This is a genomic window from Helicobacter sp. 23-1046 (genome assembly GCF_053654635.1).
Genome location: NZ_JBSIUS010000001.1, coordinates 24794 through 47898 on the forward strand (window position 1 = coordinate 24794; position 23105 = coordinate 47898).

23 protein-coding genes are annotated in these 23105 nt (G+C 38.2%); 7 read left to right on the forward strand and 16 right to left on the reverse strand.

Annotation, left to right across the window (positions count from 1 at the left end; translation table 11 throughout):
• Positions 1 to 42: 42 nt before the first annotated feature.
• Positions 43 to 930: a hypothetical protein gene (locus ACWIUJ_RS00140; protein WP_454168179.1), complete on the reverse strand. Its 888-nt coding sequence runs from the start codon at positions 928 to 930 to the stop codon at positions 43 to 45.
• Positions 931 to 941: 11 nt separating this feature from the next.
• Complete coding sequence (locus ACWIUJ_RS00145; RefSeq protein WP_454168180.1) at positions 942 to 1850, reverse strand: hypothetical protein; 909 nt, start codon at positions 1848 to 1850, stop codon at positions 942 to 944.
• Positions 1851 to 2423: 573 nt separating this feature from the next.
• On the opposite strand from ACWIUJ_RS00145, the gene napA reads away from it, so the two are divergent.
• The 7 genes from napA to ACWIUJ_RS00180 all read left to right on the forward strand — a co-directional run bounded on the left by napA (position 2424) and on the right by ACWIUJ_RS00180 (position 10428).
• Complete coding sequence (gene napA, locus ACWIUJ_RS00150; protein ID WP_454168181.1) at positions 2424 to 5198, forward strand: nitrate reductase catalytic subunit NapA; 2775 nt, start codon at positions 2424 to 2426, stop codon at positions 5196 to 5198.
• 16 nt (positions 5199 to 5214) lie between these two features.
• Positions 5215 to 5985, forward strand: coding sequence for a ferredoxin-type protein NapG (gene napG, locus ACWIUJ_RS00155; RefSeq protein WP_454168182.1), 771 nt, complete (start codon positions 5215 to 5217; stop codon positions 5983 to 5985).
• Positions 5982 to 6905: a quinol dehydrogenase ferredoxin subunit NapH gene (gene napH, locus ACWIUJ_RS00160; RefSeq protein ID WP_454149744.1), complete on the forward strand. Its 924-nt coding sequence runs from the start codon at positions 5982 to 5984 to the stop codon at positions 6903 to 6905. Before napG ends, napH begins: the two co-directional genes overlap by 4 nt.
• Entirely contained in the window at positions 6902 to 7414 is a 513-nt protein-coding gene (locus ACWIUJ_RS00165; RefSeq protein WP_454149742.1) for a nitrate reductase cytochrome c-type subunit, read from the forward strand. Before napH ends, ACWIUJ_RS00165 begins: the two co-directional genes overlap by 4 nt.
• Positions 7415 to 7496: 82 nt before the next feature.
• Positions 7497 to 8486 (forward strand): hypothetical protein, encoded by a 990-nt coding sequence (locus ACWIUJ_RS00170; RefSeq protein ID WP_454168183.1) that lies wholly within the window; start codon positions 7497 to 7499, stop codon positions 8484 to 8486.
• A 32-nt stretch (positions 8487 to 8518) separates the two neighbouring features.
• A complete protein-coding gene (locus ACWIUJ_RS00175) occupies positions 8519 to 8875 on the forward strand; it encodes a chaperone NapD (RefSeq protein WP_454149739.1) in 357 nt (118 codons plus the stop codon).
• A 122-nt stretch (positions 8876 to 8997) separates the two neighbouring features.
• Positions 8998 to 10428, forward strand: a complete 1431-nt coding sequence (locus ACWIUJ_RS00180) for an SLC13 family permease (RefSeq protein ID WP_454149737.1) — start codon at positions 8998 to 9000, stop codon at positions 10426 to 10428.
• A gap of 29 nt (positions 10429 to 10457) precedes the next feature.
• Here the strand turns inward: ACWIUJ_RS00180 and ACWIUJ_RS00185 are convergent, their stop codons facing one another.
• From ACWIUJ_RS00185 to ACWIUJ_RS00250, 14 genes are all read right to left on the reverse strand, one after another.
• Positions 10458 to 10811, reverse strand: coding sequence for a hypothetical protein (locus ACWIUJ_RS00185; RefSeq protein WP_454168184.1), 354 nt, complete (start codon positions 10809 to 10811; stop codon positions 10458 to 10460).
• A 7-nt stretch (positions 10812 to 10818) separates the two neighbouring features.
• The gene (locus tag ACWIUJ_RS00190; RefSeq protein ID WP_454168185.1) at positions 10819 to 11130 is read right to left on the reverse strand and encodes a hypothetical protein; all 312 of its coding nucleotides are present in this window, start codon (positions 11128 to 11130) and stop codon (positions 10819 to 10821) included.
• Positions 11117 to 12181 (reverse strand): hypothetical protein, encoded by a 1065-nt coding sequence (locus tag ACWIUJ_RS00195; RefSeq protein ID WP_454168186.1) that lies wholly within the window; start codon positions 12179 to 12181, stop codon positions 11117 to 11119. The genes ACWIUJ_RS00190 and ACWIUJ_RS00195 overlap by 14 nt, the downstream gene beginning before the upstream one ends.
• A gap of 177 nt (positions 12182 to 12358) precedes the next feature.
• Complete coding sequence (locus ACWIUJ_RS00200) at positions 12359 to 15997, reverse strand: type IIG restriction enzyme/methyltransferase (protein ID WP_454168187.1); 3639 nt, start codon at positions 15995 to 15997, stop codon at positions 12359 to 12361.
• Positions 15998 to 16104: 107 nt separating this feature from the next.
• Complete coding sequence (locus tag ACWIUJ_RS00205; protein WP_454168188.1) at positions 16105 to 16707, reverse strand: threonine/serine exporter family protein; 603 nt, start codon at positions 16705 to 16707, stop codon at positions 16105 to 16107.
• Between the two features lie 159 nt (positions 16708 to 16866).
• Positions 16867 to 17877 carry a DNA adenine methylase gene (locus tag ACWIUJ_RS00210; protein WP_454168189.1) on the reverse strand — a complete coding sequence of 337 codons (1011 nt, stop codon included), beginning with the start codon at positions 17875 to 17877 and terminating at the stop codon, positions 16867 to 16869.
• Complete coding sequence (locus ACWIUJ_RS00215) at positions 17858 to 18226, reverse strand: hypothetical protein (RefSeq protein ID WP_454168190.1); 369 nt, start codon at positions 18224 to 18226, stop codon at positions 17858 to 17860. Before ACWIUJ_RS00215 ends, ACWIUJ_RS00210 begins: the two co-directional genes overlap by 20 nt.
• A 391-nt stretch (positions 18227 to 18617) precedes the next feature.
• Positions 18618 to 19553 (reverse strand): hypothetical protein, encoded by a 936-nt coding sequence (locus ACWIUJ_RS00220; RefSeq protein ID WP_454168191.1) that lies wholly within the window; start codon positions 19551 to 19553, stop codon positions 18618 to 18620.
• Positions 19554 to 19585: 32 nt separating this feature from the next.
• Positions 19586 to 20053 carry a hypothetical protein gene (locus tag ACWIUJ_RS00225; protein ID WP_454168192.1) on the reverse strand — a complete coding sequence of 156 codons (468 nt, stop codon included), beginning with the start codon at positions 20051 to 20053 and terminating at the stop codon, positions 19586 to 19588.
• Complete coding sequence (locus tag ACWIUJ_RS00230) at positions 20046 to 20483, reverse strand: hypothetical protein (RefSeq protein WP_454168193.1); 438 nt, start codon at positions 20481 to 20483, stop codon at positions 20046 to 20048. Before ACWIUJ_RS00230 ends, ACWIUJ_RS00225 begins: the two co-directional genes overlap by 8 nt.
• Before the next feature lies 1 nt (position 20484).
• Positions 20485 to 21198: a type VI secretion system amidase effector protein Tae4 gene (locus ACWIUJ_RS00235; protein WP_454168194.1), complete on the reverse strand. Its 714-nt coding sequence runs from the start codon at positions 21196 to 21198 to the stop codon at positions 20485 to 20487.
• Positions 21191 to 21946 (reverse strand): hypothetical protein, encoded by a 756-nt coding sequence (locus ACWIUJ_RS00240; RefSeq protein ID WP_454168195.1) that lies wholly within the window; start codon positions 21944 to 21946, stop codon positions 21191 to 21193. The genes ACWIUJ_RS00235 and ACWIUJ_RS00240 overlap by 8 nt, the downstream gene beginning before the upstream one ends.
• 9 nt (positions 21947 to 21955) lie before the next feature.
• Positions 21956 to 22459, reverse strand: a complete 504-nt coding sequence (locus tag ACWIUJ_RS00245; RefSeq protein WP_454168196.1) for a hypothetical protein — start codon at positions 22457 to 22459, stop codon at positions 21956 to 21958.
• A 38-nt stretch (positions 22460 to 22497) separates the two neighbouring features.
• Complete coding sequence (locus tag ACWIUJ_RS00250) at positions 22498 to 23091, reverse strand: hypothetical protein (protein ID WP_454168197.1); 594 nt, start codon at positions 23089 to 23091, stop codon at positions 22498 to 22500.
• Positions 23092 to 23105: the final 14 nt, after the last annotated feature.

The following is a 23105-nucleotide window of genomic DNA, read 5'->3' on the forward strand; positions in this document are numbered from 1 at the left end:
TTTAAGACTTTAACTTAAAAAGTCTTAAAGCAAATGGCGTTCTTAAAAGCTCCAAAAATATTGCAAGCTAATAATATGCGTGCTGTTTTTGGGCTCGATATAGCGAGTAGGTTGCGTAGCTCCCCAAGTGTATATTATGCCACTAGGTGGAGAATCTCCAGCCCTAAGGTATTCATACATTAGCCTTATTGCATTGATATTGCCCTCTTTCGTCCTATAACGCAATCCCACAAAACCACTCGCACCAAAGAGCCCATCTCTTTGCGTTACATTGAGATTCCCTGTGGAATTCTCGCGCGTGCCTTTACTTAAGTGATTGCCAAAGAGCACCCAATTTACTCCACCCATAATGTTAAGCGCGAGTGAGTTGGAAAGCATAATTTCTGCTTCTAGTTGCAATGGAATATGGAAATAGCCCTGCAAACGCTCTATCATTTGAGAATCTGTGCGACTAAGGAAGTAGGCTGTCCCTGCTTGCAGGTAAAGCGTTGTCCTCTCACTTACTCCATTTAAGAAGTTATACCCCACAAGTCCTTGGAATCTATAATATGAGTTAAACTCAGGGCTTGTTCCTTTTTTTCCATCATTAGCTGGATTCCTCTCATCACGGGTATGCCCTGTGTAAAACGCCCATAAAGAGATATTGACATCAGCATATCCATCAAGTTTTATCCCGTTTGGAAAGACATAGCCCATATTGCCTGAAGCATTAAGCATAGGAGATTCTATACGCATTACAAAAGCGTCATTGTTGTATGTATCCACTTCGCCATAGCGATAATATGAGATTCCCGCGCCAATGTGGCGATAGAATCCATCTTTAATCAAATCTTGCGCACCTTGTGCCAATGAAGCCAAAAAACTCAAAGACAACGCACCAATAAGGAAAAACTTTGTAAATTTTTGATTGAATGTTATCAATGCTTTCATCTGCCACCTCCTTAAAACTCAAAGCCAAGACTTATCCCAGCAAAAAGTCGATAGGTTTTAGGATAGGCGACATTAAAGGTTTGATTGCTCACTATGCCTGTATCAAGCGGGTCGCCATTTGGATAGCTATTTGTAATGGTGGTGAGCTGAGCAGAACGCGTAGCTGGTAAATGCAAATACTTCGCATTAAGGCGCGTAAAAAAGCTCACCTTTTTGCTAAGTGCATAAGTGAAGCCTACACTTGCCCACGCCTCAAAGCCAGCTTCATTATTCAAAGGTTCGAGATTTACTACATCTTTTTGTTGAATATCATCAGATCCCTGCACTTGTGTGATAGCACCTAAGTATCCTATTCTTCCAAGATAACTTATGGCAAATGTATCGTTGATACTCTTTTTGCCTTCAGCTTCTATAAACAAGGCTACGCTCTGTTGCGCAAAGATAATAGGATAGCCACGAGAGTAATGGAGGAAAACATCACCCGTATTGTAACCTAGATTGATATAGAGTGGGTCTTCTATACTATCTAAGATATTCCACCCAACTTTGAATGCAGCATTGAGATAGAGTGTGCTTGCACCACTAAAACGATTAAATCGTGGCTCGTTTTTTATAGGACTTGTATCCACTGCAAAGGTGGCATACGAACCGTGTATATCCATAGGTGAGCGTCCAAACTGCAAATCAAGCTCTAATTTTACTTGCTTTTTGATATAGGCAGTTTGGATAATCCAGCTCGTGCCCACCCCGTGCATCCACATACCCTCTGTGCTATGGCGGATATAATCTACCTCTCCACCAATGCGAGCGAGCCACTTTGAGTAGTTCTCCGTGCTGGTGGCACTAAGGGAGCTTAGAGCAAGGCTTAATGACATTGCTATCGCATTAAAGAATTGTAAAAGTGGTTGTGTTTTTGGCATTTGCGCTCCTCAAAATTCAAAGATTGTCTTTGCAAAACAAAACATTATCATACTATATATGATTATACAATTATAATGCAAAAAAAAAAAAAACATATTTGAGTGATTATGTAATTTTATGGGAGCTTTTTACAAAATTACACAATTTTTGTTTTTCCGTTTTGTATAGAATCCTGTTTTATTAAATAAAATGAGAATATATGTGTGAAGTATAGATTCTATAAAATATGCGTATATTTGTCAGTAGCGTAAAGTTATAAATTATAGTTTGCTGAAAATTTCCTTAAAATTATCAAAAAATGTGTAATAATGAAACAAATAAGAAAAATAGGGTGTTTTTTTTTTTTTACAAAAACAACAAATGTATTATAAGTCCATATATAACGATATTTTTAAGTATTTTAACTCCACTATAAAAATGTATAAAATTTAGTATATATTGCCTTTATAGAGCATATTGTATATAATCCAAGTGCGTGTAGATTCTTTGGTGGAAATGTATCATTTATCATAGTAAAATGAACATAGCCCAAAACGACTACATTAAGCAAAAACATTTTTGAGGAGGACGCAATGTCAGCAAACTTAAAACGCCGTGAGTTTATCAAAAGCGCGGCAGTGGTTTCAGCGGCTTCAGCTGTTGGTATGAGTGTGCCAAGCACACTTGCAGCGCAGGCAAATAGTGCCCAAAAGTCTTGGAAATGGGATAAAAGTGCTTGTAGATTCTGCGGGACAGGCTGTGGGATTATGGTAGCGACAAAAGATGGAAAAATAGTCGCGGTTAAAGGCGACCCAGAAGCTCCTGTGAATCGTGGTATTAACTGCATTAAGGGGTATTTTTGCGCTAAGATTATGTATGGTGAGGATAGGCTTACTCAGCCACTTTTGCGCGTGAATAGCAAGGGTGAGTTTGACAAAAAAGGTAAATTCGCTCCTGTAAGCTGGAAAAGAGCCTTTGATGAAATGGAAAAGCAATTTAAAGCCGTGTATGACACACTAGGTCCAACAGGAATCGCTGTCTTTGGGAGCGGGCAATACACAATCCAAGAGGGATATGTCGCCTCTAAGCTAATGAAAGCAGGCTTTAGGAGTCATAATATTGACCCAAATGCAAGACATTGTATGGCAAGTGCGGTGGTGGCATTTATGCAAACCTTTGGAATCGATGAGCCAGCAGGATGCTATGATGATATTGAGCTTACCGATACGATTGTAACTTGGGGTGCAAATATGGCGGAAATGCACCCTGTGCTATGGTCTCGGGTTACAGATAGGAAATTTTCAAACCCAAAGAGAGTAAAACTTATCAATCTCTCAACTTTCACAAACAGAACGAGTGATATTGCGGATATTGAAATTATCTTTAAGCCCCAAACAGATTTGGCAATTTGGAATTACATCGCCAGAGAAATCGTGTATAACAAGCCTCAAGCGATTGATAAAGAGTTTGTCAATAACTATTGTGCGTATGCCACAGGTCCTGTGGATATAGGGTATGGAATGCGCCCTAATCCAAACCACAAAAGCTTCTCAAGTAAAGAAAAGCCAACAGTGGCAAAAGAAGTAAGCAAGACACTCAGTGCCGATGAGGGTGTAACGCTTAGTTATCTTGGATATAAAGCAGGCGATGTGTTAGAAAATAAAAATAATGGCAAGCCTGATGCGCATTGGCTTATTACTTTTGAAGAGTTTAAAAAGGGTCTTGCTCCTTATACGCTTGATTTTGTTGCTAATTTGGCAAAAGGCGATAAAGATGAGAGCTTAGATTCTTTTAAGAAAAAGCTTCAACAACTTGCGAATTACTACATTGAGAAAAACCGCAAGGTTGTGAGCTTTTGGACAATGGGCTTTAATCAACATCAAAGAGGGACTTGGGTAAATGAGCAGGCTTATATGGTGCATTTACTTTTAGGCAAGCAAAGTAAGCCCGGTGATGGTGCATTCTCTCTCACAGGGCAACCAAGTGCGTGCGGGACAGCGCGTGAAGTTGGGACATTCTCACACCGCTTGCCAGCGGATATGGTCGTAGCAAATCCAAAACACCGCGCCATTAGTGAGAAAATTTGGAAAGTGCCAGCTGGCACAATTAACCCTAAGCCCGGCTTACCATATATGGGGCTTTTACGCGCCATAGAAGATGGCACGGTTAAGTGGGCGTGGGTGCACGTCAATAATCCTTGGCACAACAGCCCAAATGCAAATCACTGGATTAAGGCTGCAAGAGAGCTTGATAACTTTATCGTGGTAAGTGATTGTTATCCGGGCATTAGTGCTAAGGTGGCGGATTTGATTTTGCCTGTGGCGATGATTTATGAAAAATGGGGTGCGTATGGAAATGCTGAGAGACGCACACAACATTGGAAACAACAAGTTGTCCCACAAGGAAGCGCGATGAGCGATACTTGGCAAATGCTTGAATTTTCTAAGCGATTTAAACTCAAAGAAGTATGGGGCAAGGCGTATGATAAACTCGATATGAAACCTGTGCTAGATGCTGCAAAGAAAATGGGCTACAAAGAAGATGATACACTCTTTGATGTGCTTTTTGCTAATAAAACAGCAAAGCAATTTAGCGCGGTAAAAGGACAGCTTAATAGCGAAGTCTTTGGAGATGAGCGAAAAATCAAAGGGAGCGATGATAAAGAATTTAGCGGATATAAGTTCTTTATCCAAAAATATCTTTGGGAAGAGTATCGCCAATTTGGTAATGGACACGGGCACGACCTTGCCGACTTTGATACTTACCACAAAGTGCGTGGGTTAAGGTGGCCTGTGGTTGGCGGTAGAGAAACACTTTGGCGATTTAATGCTAAGTATGACCCCTATGCGCGTCAATATGGTAATGGCAAACCATTTGCCTTCTATGGCAACAAAGAGGCTGCCTTGCCAACAGGCACGCTTGCAAAAGGTGGTGGAGAGAAAAAATCTATCGCAAATAGAGCAAAAATCTTTTTCCGTCCATATATGGAGCCCGCAGAAGTCCCTGATAAGGAATATCCATTCTGGTTGAGCACAGGGCGTGTGTTAGAGCATTGGCATAGTGGCACGATGACTATGCGTGTGCCTGAGCTATTCCGCGCTGTGCCTGAGGCATTATGCTATATGCACAAAAAAGATGCAGAAGAAATGCGTATCAAAAAAGGCGACCAAGTCTATGTGGAATCTAGACGCGGTAGAGTAAAAATGCGTGTAGATATTGATGGACGCAATCGTCCTCCACGAGGGCTTGTGTATGTGCCTTGGTTTGATGAAAATGTCTTTATCAACAAAGTGTGCTTAGATGCGACTTGTCCGCTTTCTAAAGAATCTGACTTTAAAAAGTGTGCGGTGAAAGTATATAAAGCATAAGAGCGGAGAATCTTAAATGAACGAAGCGCGTAGAAAGGCAATAGGCTCAATCTTTCAAACAATGGGTTTGGTGGCTGTTGGTGGATTGGTATGGAGTGCTTATCTTAAGGAAGCCAAAGCTAATCCATTATGGCTCTATCCACCCGGTGCGAGAGAAAACTTTGAAGCTACTTGTATAAAGTGTGGGCTTTGTGTGGAGGCTTGTCCTTACTACACACTAAGGCTTGCCACAAGTGGAAACAAAGGCTTGCCTGTATTCACTCCACGCGATGTGCCGTGCTTTATGTGTGAGGACATTCCTTGTGCGGTAGCTTGCCCCACAGATGCACTTGATGTGAATCTCCTCAAAACTGATGAGAAACTTGACATTGGGAAGGCAAAAATGGGTGTGGCAGTTATTGATACGCTTAATTGTATTGCGTATGCTGGGATTCAGTGTGATGCGTGCTATCGCGCTTGTCCTATACTTGATAAGGCGATTTACTTAGAGTATAAGTCTAATGAGCGCACGGGCAAGCACGCTTTAATGTTGCCAATGGTGGCAAACGAATTTTGCACAGGTTGTGGAAAATGTGAGAAGGCTTGTGTAACGGAGTTGCCTACTATTCGTGTCTTGCCAAGAGAGATGATACTTGGTAAGATGGGGACAAACTATGTCAAAGGCTGGGTTGAGGGCGATGAGAATCGCTTAGAATCTGTGGATAAAAATAAAACAAATGAAGCGGATTCTCTCAAAAATGGCACAGGTGGTGGATTAAACTATCTTAATGATGGGGATTTGCTATGATGAAAGTAAGCAAATATAAATATTTACTTTTGAGAAGATTCTCTCAAGTGGGGATTTTGTTGCTTTTTGTGCTTGCAAATTGCTCATTTGTAAGCATTTCTCAAACACCACATTTAGTGTTTCAAAGCGATATTTCTGGCTTTGTCGTGGGTGAGCGTAATCTCGCCATCACGAACCCAAAAGAAAAAATGTTGCCACTTAATATTTTAGAGGGTGATTTGAGTTTTTCTAAAATAGCAGAAGTGATTCCGCTTAGCGACCCGCTAGCGTTTATGCAGATTTTTTTGGCTGGTGGAGCGATTAGCTTTGATTTGTTGCTTGGCTTAGGCATAGTGCTTGGAATCTACGCATTATTTATGGGGCGCGGGTTTTGTGCTTTTGTATGCCCTATCAATATGGTTGTGGATTTGGCGAATTATTTGCGTAGAGTGCTCCATATTGAAAACGCGCGTTTTCTTGGATTCTCACGCAAGACGCGTTTTGTGATTTTAGGATTGGCGTTGGTGCTTTCATTTGCCTTTAGCGTGCTTGCTTGGGAAATGATAAGCCCCATTTCTATGCTTCATCGAGGCTTGGTGTTTGGTTTGGGCGTTGGATTTTTTGGAATCTTGGCGGTATTTTTGTTTGACTTATTTATGTTAAAAAATGGCTTTTGCGGGTATTTATGTCCTTTGGGAGCGACTTATAGTCTTATTGGAGCGAAGTCGCTTTTACGCATTGAGCATAAGGTAGAGAACTGCACACATTGTAGTGCGTGTGTGAAAATCTGCCCAGAAGCCCAAGTTTTAGATATGATAGGCAAGAAAAGTGCGCAAGTTACCAATATTGCGTGTATTAAATGCGGTCGTTGTATCGAAGTGTGCAATGACAATGCGCTTGGCTTTAATATTTTGAAATTCAAAAAGGAGAGTGTAAAATGAAAAAGTTGTTGCTTTGTAATGTATGGATAGTCGCTTTTGGTGTGAGTTTGGCATTTGGGCAAACACTTAAGAGCGATAGGGAAATTGGTCTAAGAAGTGCGCCACTTGATGGCGAGAGTGTCAAGCTCCAAGAGTATAAGTTTAGAGATAGCGCACCGGGCGAGAGTGAGCTCATTGAGCGAGCCTTTACGAATGCTCCACCGATGATACCTCACGATATTACGGATTTAAGCGTTACGAAAGAGGATAATGCGTGTGTGATGTGCCACGATAGAAAGGTGGCAAAGGATATGGGTGCTACGCCTGTGCCAGCTTCACATATGTATGATTTGCGTGCAAAAAGACAGCTTAACAAAATCGCAGAATCTCGCTTTAACTGCACGGCTTGCCACGCACCACAAGCAAATGCGAAACCTTTAATCAATAATAGTTTTGTCGCAGATTTTAAAAGCGAAAAAGACAAAAAAAGGTCAAATTTGCTTGAAGTTATCAATCAAGGTGTAAGGTAAGCTTCACAATCTAACCTTTAGGCATAAATAAGCACTTGGCTTATTTATGCAGAGGTTAAGAATTCTACAAAAGGCGTGCAAAGTGAAAAAGCTTATTTGTGTTATGGTAGTGTTTTGTGGAGGGTTGTTTGCTCTTAGCCCGAGTATAGTGCTAGATTCTAAAGAGGAAGTGAGCGCGCTTAGACTTTTAGAGTTTAAAACACAATCCAACCCAAAGCTCTATGTCTCTACAAGTAATGGCGTAGTGGATATTTATGACCTTAATGGAGTCCTTGCCAAAAAATCACTCAAACCACTGCAAAGTATCAAACTCCCAAGCTATACAGATTTGTTTGATAATGTAATTGAGAGGAGAATATTTCACACAGATGTGAATAAAAATGGCGAGGCACTCATTGTCGCTTCAAATGCGACAAAGCGCGATTTGTTTTTACACAAAAATGGTAGGAGTGAAATTGTCATTAAAGACTTAGATGTCGCTAAGGCATTGTGGATTGATGAGAGCACCTTTGCCGTTGGGTTTGTGGGTAATGAAGTGTGGATAGTAGATTCCAAAAGTGGCAAAGTGCTTAATAAACGCAAAATAGCTATTTATCGCTTTAGTGATATGGTGCTTAATCGCGAGGATAATTTGCTTTATACCACAGGAGAATCTGGAGCAATTTACGCGCTTGATTGTAGTAATGTAAATTTGGTGGCGAAATTTGATGGCGTGCATAAGGATAATATTTTCGCGCTTGGCTTTGCTAATAATGTCTTAGTGAGTGGGGGGATGGACAAAAGGCTGGCTACTTATGAAATAAAATCTCAAGGCAAAGTAGCGGAGCTAAAGGAAGTTTCGCGCTCAAATTTTCTTATATACAGCGTGGCTATAAGCGAAGATTCTCAATATATCGCATATATGAGTGATGAGAGTGGCGAAATCTCTGTGCTAAGGGGGAAAGACGAAGTGGCAAAGTTAAATGGCATTGATGCGCTACCTAACACCATTATCTTTTATAAGAACTATATTATTGTGGGTGCTGATAGCAAGAAAATTTATTTTTTTGATATAAAAAATGCGTTACAATAGCAACGCCAAAATCCTAAATGCAAGGAAGGAATATGAATGTTTCAAGTATTATCATTCGGGCAAAACGAGATGATTGGGAGAATCTACTAGATGAAATTAACGCCATTACGCACGCGCAAGTCGCGCTAGATGAGAGAGATAAGGGACTTATCATCGCCACCATAGAAGCCCCAAATACTAAAGAAGATATACAATCTTTAGAACAAATCACTAAACTAAAAGGCGTGGCGAGTGCGGATATGCACCTCACCTACAATGAAGAGGAGCTTAAAGATTGCCAGCTCTCAATGAGAGATTCTGCTGAGACTATGGAGCTTATTGATACAAAAGCTATTGATGAAATCACTTATTCAGGCGATGTAAATACCTTTATTGAAAAGAAATTGTAATCCCCGCCAATCTTTGGAAAGTTTAGTGATTGGAGATTCTCTTTTTTACTAAGCACACAATTTGCTTAAGCAACATTACTTTATTTTTGCATTCAAGCACAACATAATTCCTAAGGAGTAATATGCACTTCAAGTGGCGAGCGAGACGACATAGCACGCATAATGAGCACAGCGCAAAATTTGCCCTCAAAGGTGCGTTTGCTATTTCGCTTGGGCTTGGGCTTGCGCTTTTATGTGCGATTATCACTGCGCTTGTGAGTATTTTTTCTTTTGATGCGAGTGTGCAGGTGGGCGCGTTTGTGGGGATTCTCGCACTGCTTATAATCCTATGGACAAATCAAGCCCTGCCTCTTGGCATAGTCTCGCTCCTGCCTATCGTGCTTTTCCCCGCGTTTGGGATTTTAGATGTCAAATCCGCCGCGAGCAATTACGCAAACCCGATTATTTTTTTATTTTTGGGTGGCTTTATGCTCGCCACTGCGGTGGAAAAAATTGGCTTGCATAGAATCATCGCCAAATCATTCCTAAGCCATTTCCCTCCCACGCCAAAGGGCGTGATTACCGCGCTTGGCGTGGCTAGTGTGGCGTTAGGTAGCGCGCTCTCAAACTCCACCGTTGCGCTATTGCTTATCCCTGTGGCGTTGTCCGTGTCAAATGATGAGGTGCTAAAAACGCGCTTTTTGCTTAGCGTGGCGTTTGGAGCGAGCATTAGCGGGATTACCACGCCTATTGGCACACCTCCAAATCTCATTTTTATCGGCTTTTTAGAGACGGTGGGGTTTGAGGGTATCGGCTTTATGACTTGGATTATGATGATGCTCCCCCTCACAATCACAATGCTTTATGCAATGGTGAAAATCCTCTCTTTTGGCTTGCCAAATGATACGCTTCAAATCGAGGTGTTTAAAGAAATTAGCGTGAGTTTTGCGCATAAGCGATTGCTTGTTATGCTTGGGTGTTTGTTGCTTTTGTTGCTACTAAATTCCCCAATTAAGCCTATTTATAATGGCTTAGGGCTTAATGAAAATGCGGTGTTGCTTCTTTTTGGATTGCTTATGTTTGTGCCAAAGCTAGGCTTTTTGCAATGGGAAGATTCTAAGCAGATTCCCTATGAGATTAACTTTTTGTTTGGGGCGGGGTTTTGCGTGGCTATGGCGATTTCGGAGATGAGCTTGGGGAGCGCGTTTGCGCCGATTTTTAGCTACCTCTCAAGTTTGCCAATCCTCGTGTTTATCTTGCTTTTGTGTCTGCTTGTGCTGACTTTAAGTATGTTTATTAGCTCCACCGCGCTTATTGCGATTTTGCTCTCTATCATTTTTGCCTCTACAAAGGGCTTTTTAGACCCCCAAATGCAAAGCCTTGTGATGCTTATAGCCACCATTTGCGTGGGCTTTAGCTTTATGTTTCCTATTTCTACGCCACCAAATGCGATTGTCTTTAGCAAGGGTGGGATAAAGATTTGGGATATGTTTCGCTTTGGGATTTGCCTAAGTGGCGTGGGAATCGTGCTTCTCATTGCCTTTGCAATGCTGTATTGGCGATGGTTTTTGTAGGGATTTTACAAATTTAAATTTTAATAATGTTATTCAAAATATTTTGGATAATATTTTTTGAATAATTGTCTAATATCCACAATCACACTATCTTTATCATCAGAATTTTTAAATAACAAATCTTCAAGCTCTGCAACCAATTTACTTCCAAGTAAATCTCTCCTGTCTCTAATGTTTATATACACTATGTACTGGAGTTTGTTTTTCCTCGTTATACCGTTTGATTTGTATGCAAATTGTATAGCCTCAAGCAATTTCTCCATTTTGTCTTTTATTCTTTGCTTACGTGTATCTTGTTGTGTGATTTTGTGATAAATATGTGTAATAAGCCAACCACCTATTACCCCACCAAACGCAGAAGCAAAGTTAATAATGCTATCCATATTAAAATCAATCTCTAGCCAAAACTTCTTTTATAGTATTGAGTAAATCTTTTTCGTCCAGACTTTGATTGTTGATATGTATATATTTGTCAAAATCCACTTTATTTTGACGGATAAGTTTGCAAAAGCTGGCATCCACAAAAGAATCTGAAAAAGGCAATTCCAAATGTTCAACCTTAATCAATACCTCTTCTTTATTTTGCAACCATTTCGATAGATAATTTTTTTCAAAATCTTCCCCATTTTTTTCCTTGTCGTGTTCTTTATTCCTTGCATAAGGTGTCCGTGTATATTTTTTATCAAATTCAAACACTTGCATTTTGCACTCCTTTTAAAAATTCTACAACAGGCAATTCAAAGCTAATCAAAGTGCCTATTGCAAGATTTTCATTTACTTTCCTTACGAGAGTTTCACATTTTAGCGTATTATTATTGTATTTTAGTTCATAAAAATCTCTTTTTGACACAATTTGTAATTTTCCACCACACTTTTGTACCGTCTCTTTCAATCGCCTTGTTCCATTGCCTCTTCTAAATCCTTGCCCAGAATACTCTCTGTCTCTATCTTTATTTGTTTCAAATATCATCTGAACATAATTGGTTAATATCTCTTTTCCCTTGTCAAGAATTGTGCTACGAGCTTTTATTGAACCCACAAAACCTATCCCACTATCCAAAATAGCAAACTTTAAAATACTATTTTCAACCTCACCTGCTAGATACACCATTTTTTCTAAGGATTTTGAGTGAGATTGCACATTAAGCAACAATTCTAAAAATATTTTGTTTAATATCATTTTTGCAGTTTCTTTGTCGGTGATGTGTCCTATCTGTTGTAACGAATACTCAATCAATTCATTTGATATTCTTAATAAAACCTTTTTAAATTCTTGTTGAGAATTTATATAAACTTCTAAAACACGAATTTTACCTAAATTAGACTTGTCGTGTATTGGTTTGTCGCATAGTATTTCAAAAATTCCTGTCTGTATAAATAAACTTTTTATTTTCTTGTCCTTTGGCATTAGCTCTTTTCTAAATCCAAAAGAAGTTTTTTTGATTTTTCTTAATTCTTTGAGTAGGCTTGTAAATATTAGGCACATTCCTAAGTCAAATCTGTCTAATTTTTTAAAGTTAATACGAAAGTTGTTTTTCTTTTTTAAAAATTCTACATCCTTAATAAGTTTATTTACATTTAAAAAAGTAAGCTCTAATGAATCGTATTCCTTGTCAGATGCTTTGTTTCTATCTTCGTTGTTTTTATTAAGTTTTGACTTTTTTATGATTTGTCTATGTCTTTTTTCTTGATATTTTGCGCGAATTTTATTGCAATAATGGCGAAATTTACTTGAGTGATAAACTTTTTTCAAATTGTATCCTTAGATATGTTATACGAATGTAATCCAAATCCAAACGGTAGTATTATACAATTCTTAATTTAAGAGTTTATGATTTCTTGCTCCAAGCTAATCATTTCTTTACCTTGTGCTTTAAATTCTAGAATCTCCTCCACGAGATTCACAACTTTATCAGCGATTTTTTAGATTCTATTTATCCTTGATTTTCCTAAAATCCGCTTTTATTCCACCGCGTATATTGCTATCATAATCGCAAATATATTTTAAAATGTCCATATCAAACCCCAAAACTTTCAAACAAATATGATAATCCAAAATATCCACGCAATCTTTGATTTGCGAAGTAGCAAAAAAATTATGTTGCGCGTTAAATACACTTTGCATTTTTTGCCAATGTGCTAGTGCTAGCTTTTCCCACAAATCATTATGTTTTTGTATCAAATCTATTTTTGGCAATCTAAAACTATCCATAATATCTTTGTTATTATGCCTGCCGTCCCCATAGATTCGTAACCACCAATAATACACATTTGAATTGATAAGACAAAACACAAAAAATTTATTTTTCACGCTAAAAGATTTGATTTCCGTGCTTTTATAGGGTATCTCTAAAAACGCGTTATACCAATAATTCCCGCTTGTGCGTATGTATAGCGACTCATCGCCACCAAACAAATCGCCAAGTTTGTGTGGCAATTTTTTCAAATAACACAAAATCTCTAAATTTTTACGCCCGCCAATTTTTGGGATTCTATGCTTTGTGGCAAAATCATTGCCTAGCTCGCTATCAATGAGTAGCAAATCATTCACGCGGCTAAATTCTACCTCCTCGTGCGGAATTTTTTGTCGCACAAAATTGCTTGTTTGAAAAACCGCTTTTTGATTTTCGCCCTTAGAATGTGCAAACAAAATACTTACGCTTTGAGACATTTTGTCAAACTGCGGAGAGCCATCTCTATCATACGATGAGATTTGTATATTTTTGTAGTTTGAGTGCAAAAGATTTCTAAGCCCGCTTTGTGCCAATGAAAAAGTAAGCGCGTAACTTGTTACGAAACTAAAATGTGCTTTTTGCTTAATAAGCGTGTGTGCTAGCTCGGCAAAATTTGAGCTAATCTCGCCAAAATACGAATGCGGAAAATTTGATTCTATAAGTTGCTTTTGATAATCTTTGTTGAGATTCCCATACGGTGGGTTGCCAATGACTAAATCAAAGCCCATAAAATCCCCGTTGCTATCCAAAACTTCGGGGAACTCAAGACGCCATTCAAACGCGCCTTTATACTCCGCACCACTTAGCACAGAATCTAGCCTATGTCGCAATAGCTTGATATTTGCATAGCTTTGTGCGGCTTTTGCCTGCTCCTCTTCGCTTAGATTTGCCTCTGCAAAGAGATTGCCTATTTGCCCGCTTAGTCCATCTAGCAAACTCTCATCATCAAGCAAAAAATTCCCAAAATCACGGATATGATTTTTTAAGGCTTTTTCTAGCTCTTTTTTGGTTTTGGGGTCTTTTAGCGTGAGGCGAAATGTCGCTTTTAGATTTTGGATTTTAGATTCTATGTCTTTTTTCTTTGGCTTTAGCTCGCTTTGGCTAGAGTTTTTATACTCAAAGACGAGCTTTTGGTAGTCTTTGATTTGCTTGTCGATATTTGGGATATGTCGCAGGCTATCTTGCAGGGCAAAGCGACTTATGAGCGAGTTTCCGCATTTTATGTTTATATCGATATTTGGCAGGGTTTGCATTTGGTGGCAATGCACGCTTAAATGTGGCTCATAGCCCTCATCACCCTGCGTGAGATAATAGCTATTTTTTAGGAGTTCTATCCATAATCGCAGTTTGCAGATTTCCACAGAATTTGGATTTATATCCACGCCAAAGAGATTGCTCTCAATTATGCACTTTTTGAGATGAAAGAGCGATTTTTGGATAGCTTGGTTATTGTCATTTGGCTTACTTGGCTTACGATAGTCAAAGACTTTATCACGCGACACATAGATGATTATTTCATCATCTTCTATACGCAAGTCATATTCATTTAGCTCATCACTTAGTCGCAAGTAATGATAAATACGCACCATTTCACATAGCACAGAGACGAGGAAATGCCCGCTCCCTACTGCAGGGTCGCAGATTTTGATTTCACGCAAAATCTTTTTAAAATCTTCCCTCCTCTCGCGCTCATCGCGGATTAGCTCACGCAAGTCATTGAGATTTTTGGCATTCCATTTAGGATTTGCTTCGTTAAATTTCTCTACGATGACTTGCTCCAAACTCACGCGACACATATAGCTAGTGATAAAATTTGGCGTATAGTAGCTCCCCTCTTTGTAGCCATTTAGTTTCTCAAAGACTAGCCCTAGCACATTTGTTTTGATAAGCTCTTTTTGCTCGATGACATTGCTAGAATCCACACTATCAAATCGCGCACTATGTCGCGCATTATTTTTGCCTGCCTCCCCACTGCCATAATCAAAGCTATCCAAAAACTCAAATATATAATCTAGCAGATTCACACTGCCAGCCTTTGTCTTGCCTTCTTTTTTGACTTGAGTGGTGGGGTAGTAGAAAAATGTAGCGTTATTATCAAGCATAGAGATTTCTAGGATTTCCTCGCATTCTTGCTTCTCAAAGAGGCTAGAATTTAAATGTGGCAAGTAAGATAAAGGCGAGCTTGTATCGCGCTTATGATGCTCTTTTGCCAAAATCTCAAAAAATAAATGGGATAGGGCTTGATAATCTTTGAGTTTGGATTTATTAAGAAATGAGAGAGTTTTATCATCATTAAAGCGCACGAGATTTGCCTCTATGAGCTTCAAAAACAAGATTCTATTTAGCCACAAAATAATATATTGCATCACAAAATCTAAATCATTTGCTTTGTGCGTGTCGTGGGCTTGCAAGTGAGAAGTGATTAAGTGATAAAGCGTATTTTTCCCTTCTTTACTTTCTTTGCTCGGTAGGATTAGGATTTTGCCATTTTTGGTGTATTCAGCAAGCCCTAAAATATAGAGCAATTCATTATAAAATCTAGGGCTTAGCGGATTATTTAAGTTAAATTCGCCAAAGAGAAAATCTTTATGGAAAATCTTGCATAGAAATTCTAGGTATTTTTTATGTTTGGGGGTTAGATTTTGTGGATTTAGATTTTTTAGCGTGGAAATATCAAGGGCGATTCCTTGCAATTCATCATTTAGCGTATCTATAATATCGCTTGCCTTTGCATAAAAACTGCTCGTGTCATTTTTGTAGCGAGCAAATGCTTCTTTGATTTTGGTATTTTTAAAAAACAGCCTATCAAACTCCTTGTAGCTAAAAATAAAAAAGCGCGTAAAATCCGTGATGATGATAGATTCTAGCGCGTAGTTTTGCTTCTCACACACTTCGCGCAAATAATACAAAATCGCCTCGTGCAATGCCTTGCAATTTACATTTTGGGGGCTAAACGATTGTTTATTTTTAGTGAGATTTTGGGGGAGTTTTGCTTCTATGATGACTTTTGTATGCGCGTTTGTGGCGTTTGAAGTGTCTTTTGTGTCGCGCTTTATGAGGGCTAAATCAATCGCGCTATTTGCATTTAATGCGCCACTTTCTTGCTCGCTTATAGCTTCAAATCCTAGCGCGCTAAAAAACTGCGCTAACTCGTTGCTAGCGAGATTGCGCTCGCTGTATTTGGTGGATATGAGATTTTGCTCTAGCTTATGTTGCACGGCTAAAAGATATGTAGCGATAATATTTGCAAACGCGCTTAAATGCGTTTTTTCTAATGGCTCTTGGGCATAGATAGGATTTAGATTCTCTAGCGCAACGGGATTAAACTTAGGCATTGATAAAAAACTCCTTTTGGTTTTGTGTGTATTATACCATTTTTGCCCGTCTTTTATGGTTGGCAACTAGCCTAAAGCTATGCAATAGTGCGCTTTCAAGCATAATTTTAATGCTCTCGTATTTTTAGCCTCTTTATTCCGCGTGTCATCATAAAACTTTGCTCATAAAAGATTGAAAGCACGACTAGAGTGCCCGCGACAAGCGATAGCGAGACAGAAAACATAATCATAAAATTATCAAAAAAGCTAAGCAAATACTCTAAGCGCGTGGCATCGTCCCTATGCTCGATAAAATTTAGTAGCGAAATAATGCTTTGATACCCGTATTTGCCCGGAAACATCGGGAGCAGGGCGGGGAAAATCACCACTTCAATGGGAGCTTTTAGTCGTTTCGCTACAAAAGTGCCTAAAAGCCCGATAAGCAGGCTCGCCACAAAGCTCGCCCCCGCAAAGCTAAGAGCCCCACCCTCCATAAGATAAGCGCGTGAAGTATGCCCTATGCCCGCAAAAACCGCGCTCCACACGAGCGTTTTAAGCTGTGGATTTAGCCCATAGCAAAAGCCAAAACCCGCCAAAAACGCGCAAATAAAATGCCCGATAATCTCTTGGGTAAAAGAGCCTTGCAAAATCTCGGTATGCAAAATGCCCAAAATCTCGCTGTGATTTTCCCAAAAACTCGCAATCGCGCCGTGTAAATTGAAATCCATCATTTTAAACCTCTTTTTAAGTGTTATTTTTTGTCGCTATTTTACTCGCGCTTGTTTGTTTTTTTGCAACATTGCGTGTAAATTCTAGAATCTCCGCTTTTATTTTGCCTTATTTTGCGTGATTTTCATTGTTGCATTATGCGTTGTCCTAACTTTTAAAATTTAAACCACAATGTGTTTGCCAAAATCTAAACAAGGCGCAAGATTGTCGTTGCTAATGTTATTTTGTCCCGCCTGAATTTTACTTGGCAAATCATTTGTTTTTGATAACTCAAAATTGCTTATCAAAAGCTCCTTGCCTTTAGGTGCATTTTCACTAGCGACATTATTCATACCATATTGCAAATCCCACTCAAGCAGACAAAAATCCCTATACAGCTCGCGGATAAACGCGCTATTATCATAAGTGAGCAAAAATTTATGCTTGGTGGATTTGAGATTTTCGCAGAGTTTTTGGTGGTCAAAGCTCGTGTGTAAAATGCCCTTTTTGCCGTAGAGTTTGGATTTACTCGCGCTAAAATAGGGCGGGTCTAGGAATAAAAATATGCGTTTATTATCGCTCGATTTGCCCTGCAAAAACTCTGCATAATCAGCATTTGAAAACGCGATATTCCCTAAAATCTTTTGCGTTTGTGCTAATCGCTCCACGCTACTAAGCGTAAATCTGCCCTCATACGCCTTTTGCGAATACCCGCCACTATCCACCACGCCTGAAAATGTAATGCGATTGAGGATAAAAAAGTCGATTGCGCGTGTGAGCGTGTCTAGGGGGGATTCTCGCCTAGAGAGGATAAAGCGATACAAATCCCTGCCGTTTTGAAATCTATTTTTTAGCTCCAAAATCCCGCTTATTAGCTCATTTGGACGCGTTTGCAAACTCTGCCAAAAGCAAAAAAGTTCAGAACTTAAATCGTTAGCATAGATTTTGGTTTTTGCATAGCGCGGATTTTGCGCGAGATAAAGGCTAAAAGAACCTCCGCCAAAAAATGGCTCTCTAAACTCATCTATGTTTTTTGGCAAAAATTGCGCGAGGAATGCAACTGCGCGAGATTTGCCTCCGGGATAGCGCAGAGGGGATTTTATCAATGTTGATTTATTGCGAGATTTTGCGTGTGGTTTATCACAAGATTTCACGCTAGAATCGATACAATCATCAAACAAAGAATGAGTCATTGTTTATCCATATTTCAAAGTTATTGCTTTTGCATTCTAAATTTAAGAGTTTTAGCATAGTAATTTGTGTGTTTGAAAATTTATGTTGAGCGATAAAATCGCCTAGATTCTCACTTGGCAGGGAAAATCTAGAATCTAACACGCCCGAAGTCAATCGCAACACAACCTTAAATCTATCATAGCCCTTAATTTTTGCAAGATTATTATACAGCATTAGTTTTAGTAATCCGTCTTTTATGTCATCACCGCTTGGCAAAAGCGCGTTTTTGCTATGCTTACTCTCACACAAATGCAACACGCCATTTTTGCAAAACACATCATCAATAGTGAAAAAATACTGCCCACCCAAATAATTCTCTATGACAATTTTTGCTTTTTACTCCTTGTTTTTTATTTCTTTAAGAGATTGAATCTTTTGGATTTGTGATTCCAAGATATACCTTTTTTTCATTTTTCTCATTGTTTATAAGATAGATTTTTGCGAATCTGGGTAACAAAATAATGTTTATTTGCTTTATTTGTATGTTTTAAAAAACTCGTCCCCTCTAAAGATTGGTTAGTTTTTACATAAAGTTTATTTTCATTGCTCGTCCCTTTATCCTTGTGGTTTGTCCCAACTTCGTAGAATAAATAATATAAATCGCCTTTTTTATCATATTTTCTACCGACAATAAATTTTCTACCACAGATTCACTCGCATTCTTTGCAGTATTTTTTATGATTTTTACATTTTGTTTGCATTACTCACTGCATTCAAAGCCCACTTGTGAGCTATGAATCACGCCATAGATTGCCTCTCTTGTGTCTTTTGCATTTGGTGGGATATAGGCGATTTTATACCATTTGGGAGAATCGTTGCCTAAAAATATGATTACACCTTTATTTGCTTTGTATTTTGCATATTCACAAACATTGCTAGGCATATCATTTTTTTGTATCGCATAGAGAATCTTCCCATTTGGCGATTCGCGTAGATTGACATAAGAATCTTTGGAGGCATAAGCCAAAATCGCCTCCCCATTCGCACCTAAACTATACAATTCTAATCTATTAGGATATTTGATAAATGTTTTACTTGCGGGTTGTAAATTTTGTATCTCTCCAAAAAACCTCCACTCATCGCCATCACCTGTGGTAATATCTAATGTTTTTAGCCTCGCACTCACACGCACACCGATGATGGACAAAGGATTTTTGACTGCCAAATCATAAAGTTCTTTTGGTAGTTGCCCATCTTGAATCTCTATATACGCACTATCAGGGAAAATATCTGTTTTGCTTGGATATGGCTTGTTTTTGGGAATGAGATTTTGCGTATAATAAGGCTCATCAAAAAACAAAATCCACCCTTGATAAAATCCGCTATAATCCGCACTCATAGCATATTGCAACACGCCTCTAACCTCCAAATCCCCCTCAAAGCGATGATATGTATTTGCGCCTTGTTTTTGGCTATCTGTAAAATCCTTTGTGTTTTTTGTCAATACAAGCGGTTTTAGCCCTTTGGGTAATGTAGGACTTTGTCGCAAATCGTTAAAAAATAATCTTTCGCCGTTTATTTTCGTGGTATTTGGGCGATAAAGCAATGGTTTAGATTCTATTTCCTCTTGCGAGGTTATTATAAAGGCATTGCTTGGAGTAAAGCATAGTAGGCATAAAACTATTAGATTTTTCATTTTTACTCCTTATAAAGATAAATTTTTGCGAATTAAGGACATAAAACATATTTATGGCAAAATGTAGAACTATCATATTGACTACACGATTCAATATGTGTATCATCTAAAAACTCTACACTCCAAGTTGCTGTTTGCAAATCCCCAATTTTTAGCATAAATTTATTGTTTTGTAAGACTACACTTTTTATTTCTATTGCCTCGCCTTGCTCCATAGGAAAATTCTCTTTAATGGTTTTATCTTTTGAATTTGTTTGCAATCCTACTTCATCAAAATATTCTTTTGTATTACAAGTTTTTGTGATTTGAGCTGATGAATATGTGCCTTCTGCTGGGTAACGAATAAATTTTTTATCCCAAAAAGTTCTGCCTTTAGAATCTGCTATATCAACGCTATCTGCACCACACGCTACCATTACACATAAACACATTAGCGTTATTATTGTTTTTATCGCACATTTCTCCTTATCATCAAACTTTGGTATTTTGGACTCACTCACACTCTTTGCAGTATTTTTTCATAATGCGTTCGACTTCGGCGTTGTATTGTGGGGAATCGTAGATTCCTAGACAAACATAAAACCTTGAAAAATTGCCATTGCTATAATGCGCAAATACTGTTTCATAATCTATACGCGATTTATCGTCTATATATGCTTTAAGTTCTGGCAATATTTGATTTTCCAATCCTTTCCATCCTAGCCCTATTTTGTAATTATACCGACCTAGTATTTGAACATTAGGTTGCACTTCGCTAAAATCATTTCCTTTTATACAATACTCTATGCCTATCCTTTTTACAATCAATATTTTCTTTTCATAGGAATAACTTGCCATATCTATCTTTCCTGCGTGTTCCCCGTTAAATTCTAAATCATTCGCATTGAGATATATTATCAATGCCAAAAACAGCCATATTATTTTTTTCATCTTATTTTAACTCCCAAAATTCTAGCGTTGCAGTTCCCATATAAAAATAAAAGTTGTAACGCTCTCCTAAATTTTCAACATCGACAAAATTTTTTCCGCTCCATAAAGTCGTGTGTGAATAATTGCCCTGCATTACTACAATACCCTTTTTATTTGATAGTTGTTGTAACACTTCGTTTTTACCATCATCAGTTGCCTTCATTTTTATTTCTGCTTCTTTCCATTTAGTGTTTAAAAACTTTCCCATATAATATGCACCCAATATGTAAAGAGAATCTCTATTGCGTCCATACATAGCATTATATTCTTTTTCTTTAATGTTTTTATGTAATGGCATTCCGCCAAAATTGAGTGCATAGCTCACTTGCAATGCGCAAGTGTTGCTGTAATCTTTATACTCATAGTTTTTGTCAAACAATTTTCTGTGGTTTATATACTCTTTTAGTGGCTGTCCTCCCACTAAAGCATATCGTTGCCATACAAAATCATCATATTTATTGTTGTTTATAGATTCTATGGTATTTTCTGCAACGATGTTTGCTATTTCTTTAGTCTTGCCCCTCCATATACCATTTTCGATTATGGCTTGTTTAAATATTGTTTGCAAGTTTTTATCACTAGGGCTAGCTGTATTTATTTCGTCATACGCCCTTTTCACGCTTTCCCATTGCGGTCGCTGTATGTTTTTTGCTATTCTTTTAATTTTTTCAGGCATAGATTTCAATCTCCCCTGCTGGTATATTTTTTCCATTAAAGACATTTTTTAGCAATGCTTGATTGTTGTGTATTGCAGCGTTTATGATAAAAATTTCGCTTTGTGTTTTAACCTCTATTTCTATTTGCTCATTATCCTCATACCCACTCGTAACAATATGTAAATTCATATCATTGCTATGTCTTGAATCTTCGTCCTCTAATTTTATCATTTCCTCCCCATAGCTAAAATACATTTCTAATATTTCTTTTTGTGAATCTTGCGTGGATTGTGAATTGCTAGAATCTGTGTTTGATTGTGAGTTAGATTCTGCATTAGATTTGCTTGTAGATTCTGCATTCCCGTTGTGATTTTGTGTATTATCAAAATCTGCTATGTCTTCATCTAGCTCGAAAATATCCTTTGCTTTTGGCTCGTCTTGCAGGATTAGCGGTGAGCCTTTGTCAGTGATGACTTGTGAGATGGCTTGGGCTAGGACTATTTTTTGATTGTTTATTTCTAGCAATGTCGAGGCGATAGAGTTTGGGATATTGACTAATTTTGTGCAAGGGCTAGGCACACCTGCGATATTATTCGTGCAGCCTATAATGGTGGCATTTGCTAAATCGCCCAAACTTATCATTCCTGCGTCATTGTTGCTAGAATCTTGCACACACATTATATCTTTTGTGCTTGATTGAAGTAGGATTTTGCCTTTATGAGCGCATTCTAGGGTGTCAGATTCTAGCAGTGGATTTAGCTTTGACATTTAGATTCTTTACTCACATTCTTTGCAGTATTTTTTTACGATTCGTTCGATTTTGGCTTGGTATTCGGGGGATTCGTAGAGATAAAAACAATATGCCAAAAGCGGATTAGATTCTATATCTTGTAGCCTTGATTTATCCTCTATCACTGATTTTATATTTTCTAATGTCTTTGCTTTTGTGTCTTTTATGTATTGTTCAATATCGTTTTTGATTTGCTTGCCTTTATCAGTAGTGATACAATAAGCATTGCTTCTACCCTCAATTAGCCGTAAGTTCTCGTCAAAATATTCCATTTCATTTGCGCGTATTTTTGGACTTCTATCAAAATATTTAAGACAGATTCCAAAACCATAGATTTTCATATCTTTTGTCATAGTTTTGCGTGCATAAATCGTATCAAAAGAGTGAGCCTTGCTTTTAAGGTAACGCATTGGGCTTTTGTCATATTCCAAACATTCCTCGCCATAAGCGCAAAGACAAAGTGATAATAAGACTATGATAAATACTTTCATTTTTTACTCCATTGTAACATTAAAAATTCGCACCAAATTTAGCAATATGAGTGGTAGCGCATAATTTTAACCTTGCCATTGCCTAAATCAAAAAATGTATAGTAGTCATCTGTGCAATTATCTGGGTGTTGAATGCGAATTTTTTGAATGTGAATTTCTAGCGTTTTTTCATCTTTCCATTTATATGTGGTGGTATATTTTTCCACCCCTTCGCTACTTAATGTATCGGTATGCGTGTGATTTTTCATCGGCAATTTTTTTAAAAGAAATTTTGTTTTTCTCAAAGTCCAATAGTCATCAATCAATAAAAGTTGCTGATAGGCTTGCTTGATATTTTCCGCATCTATGGTGGCAAAATAAGGGGGAATATCCATCACGCTACAATCCTTTTCTGTAATGCCCCATAATTTCATCAAAAAATCACAATCTACCAACTCCCATACTAAACTTTGGGTAGATTCGCTAGATTGCGCGTCTGAATCTTGTGATGAATCGCTAGATTTAACCTGCGAATCTTTAGAATCTATATTTTGCGATTTGCGTAAATCTTTTGAAACCTTTGAATGTCCACAGCCTACAAATACCACCGACAAAACCGACACTGCCAAAAACAACAAACTTAATTTTTTCATTCTTTGCCTCCCAA

Coding starts and splice junctions, on each gene's coding strand:
- ACWIUJ_RS00140 (WP_454168179.1), bottom strand. CDS start 930: ATGAAAGCATTGATAACATTCAATCAAAAATTTACAAAGTTTTTCCTT.
- ACWIUJ_RS00145 (WP_454168180.1), bottom strand. CDS start 1,850: ATGCCAAAAACACAACCACTTTTACAATTCTTTAATGCGATAGCAATG.
- napA (WP_454168181.1), top strand. CDS start 2,424: ATGTCAGCAAACTTAAAACGCCGTGAGTTTATCAAAAGCGCGGCAGTG.
- napG (WP_454168182.1), top strand. CDS start 5,215: ATGAACGAAGCGCGTAGAAAGGCAATAGGCTCAATCTTTCAAACAATG.
- napH (WP_454149744.1), top strand. CDS start 5,982: ATGATGAAAGTAAGCAAATATAAATATTTACTTTTGAGAAGATTCTCT.
- ACWIUJ_RS00165 (WP_454149742.1), top strand. CDS start 6,902: ATGAAAAAGTTGTTGCTTTGTAATGTATGGATAGTCGCTTTTGGTGTG.
- ACWIUJ_RS00175 (WP_454149739.1), top strand. CDS start 8,519: ATGAATGTTTCAAGTATTATCATTCGGGCAAAACGAGATGATTGGGAG.
- ACWIUJ_RS00180 (WP_454149737.1), top strand. CDS start 8,998: ATGCACTTCAAGTGGCGAGCGAGACGACATAGCACGCATAATGAGCAC.
- ACWIUJ_RS00185 (WP_454168184.1), bottom strand. CDS start 10,811: ATGGATAGCATTATTAACTTTGCTTCTGCGTTTGGTGGGGTAATAGGT.
- ACWIUJ_RS00190 (WP_454168185.1), bottom strand. CDS start 11,130: ATGCAAGTGTTTGAATTTGATAAAAAATATACACGGACACCTTATGCA.
- ACWIUJ_RS00200 (WP_454168187.1), bottom strand. CDS start 15,997: ATGCCTAAGTTTAATCCCGTTGCGCTAGAGAATCTAAATCCTATCTAT.
- ACWIUJ_RS00205 (WP_454168188.1), bottom strand. CDS start 16,707: ATGATGGATTTCAATTTACACGGCGCGATTGCGAGTTTTTGGGAAAAT.
- ACWIUJ_RS00210 (WP_454168189.1), bottom strand. CDS start 17,877: ATGACTCATTCTTTGTTTGATGATTGTATCGATTCTAGCGTGAAATCT.
- ACWIUJ_RS00220 (WP_454168191.1), bottom strand. CDS start 19,553: ATGAAAAATCTAATAGTTTTATGCCTACTATGCTTTACTCCAAGCAAT.
- ACWIUJ_RS00230 (WP_454168193.1), bottom strand. CDS start 20,483: ATGAAAAAAATAATATGGCTGTTTTTGGCATTGATAATATATCTCAAT.
- ACWIUJ_RS00235 (WP_454168194.1), bottom strand. CDS start 21,198: ATGCCTGAAAAAATTAAAAGAATAGCAAAAAACATACAGCGACCGCAA.
- ACWIUJ_RS00240 (WP_454168195.1), bottom strand. CDS start 21,946: ATGTCAAAGCTAAATCCACTGCTAGAATCTGACACCCTAGAATGCGCT.
- ACWIUJ_RS00245 (WP_454168196.1), bottom strand. CDS start 22,459: ATGAAAGTATTTATCATAGTCTTATTATCACTTTGTCTTTGCGCTTAT.
- ACWIUJ_RS00250 (WP_454168197.1), bottom strand. CDS start 23,091: ATGAAAAAATTAAGTTTGTTGTTTTTGGCAGTGTCGGTTTTGTCGGTG.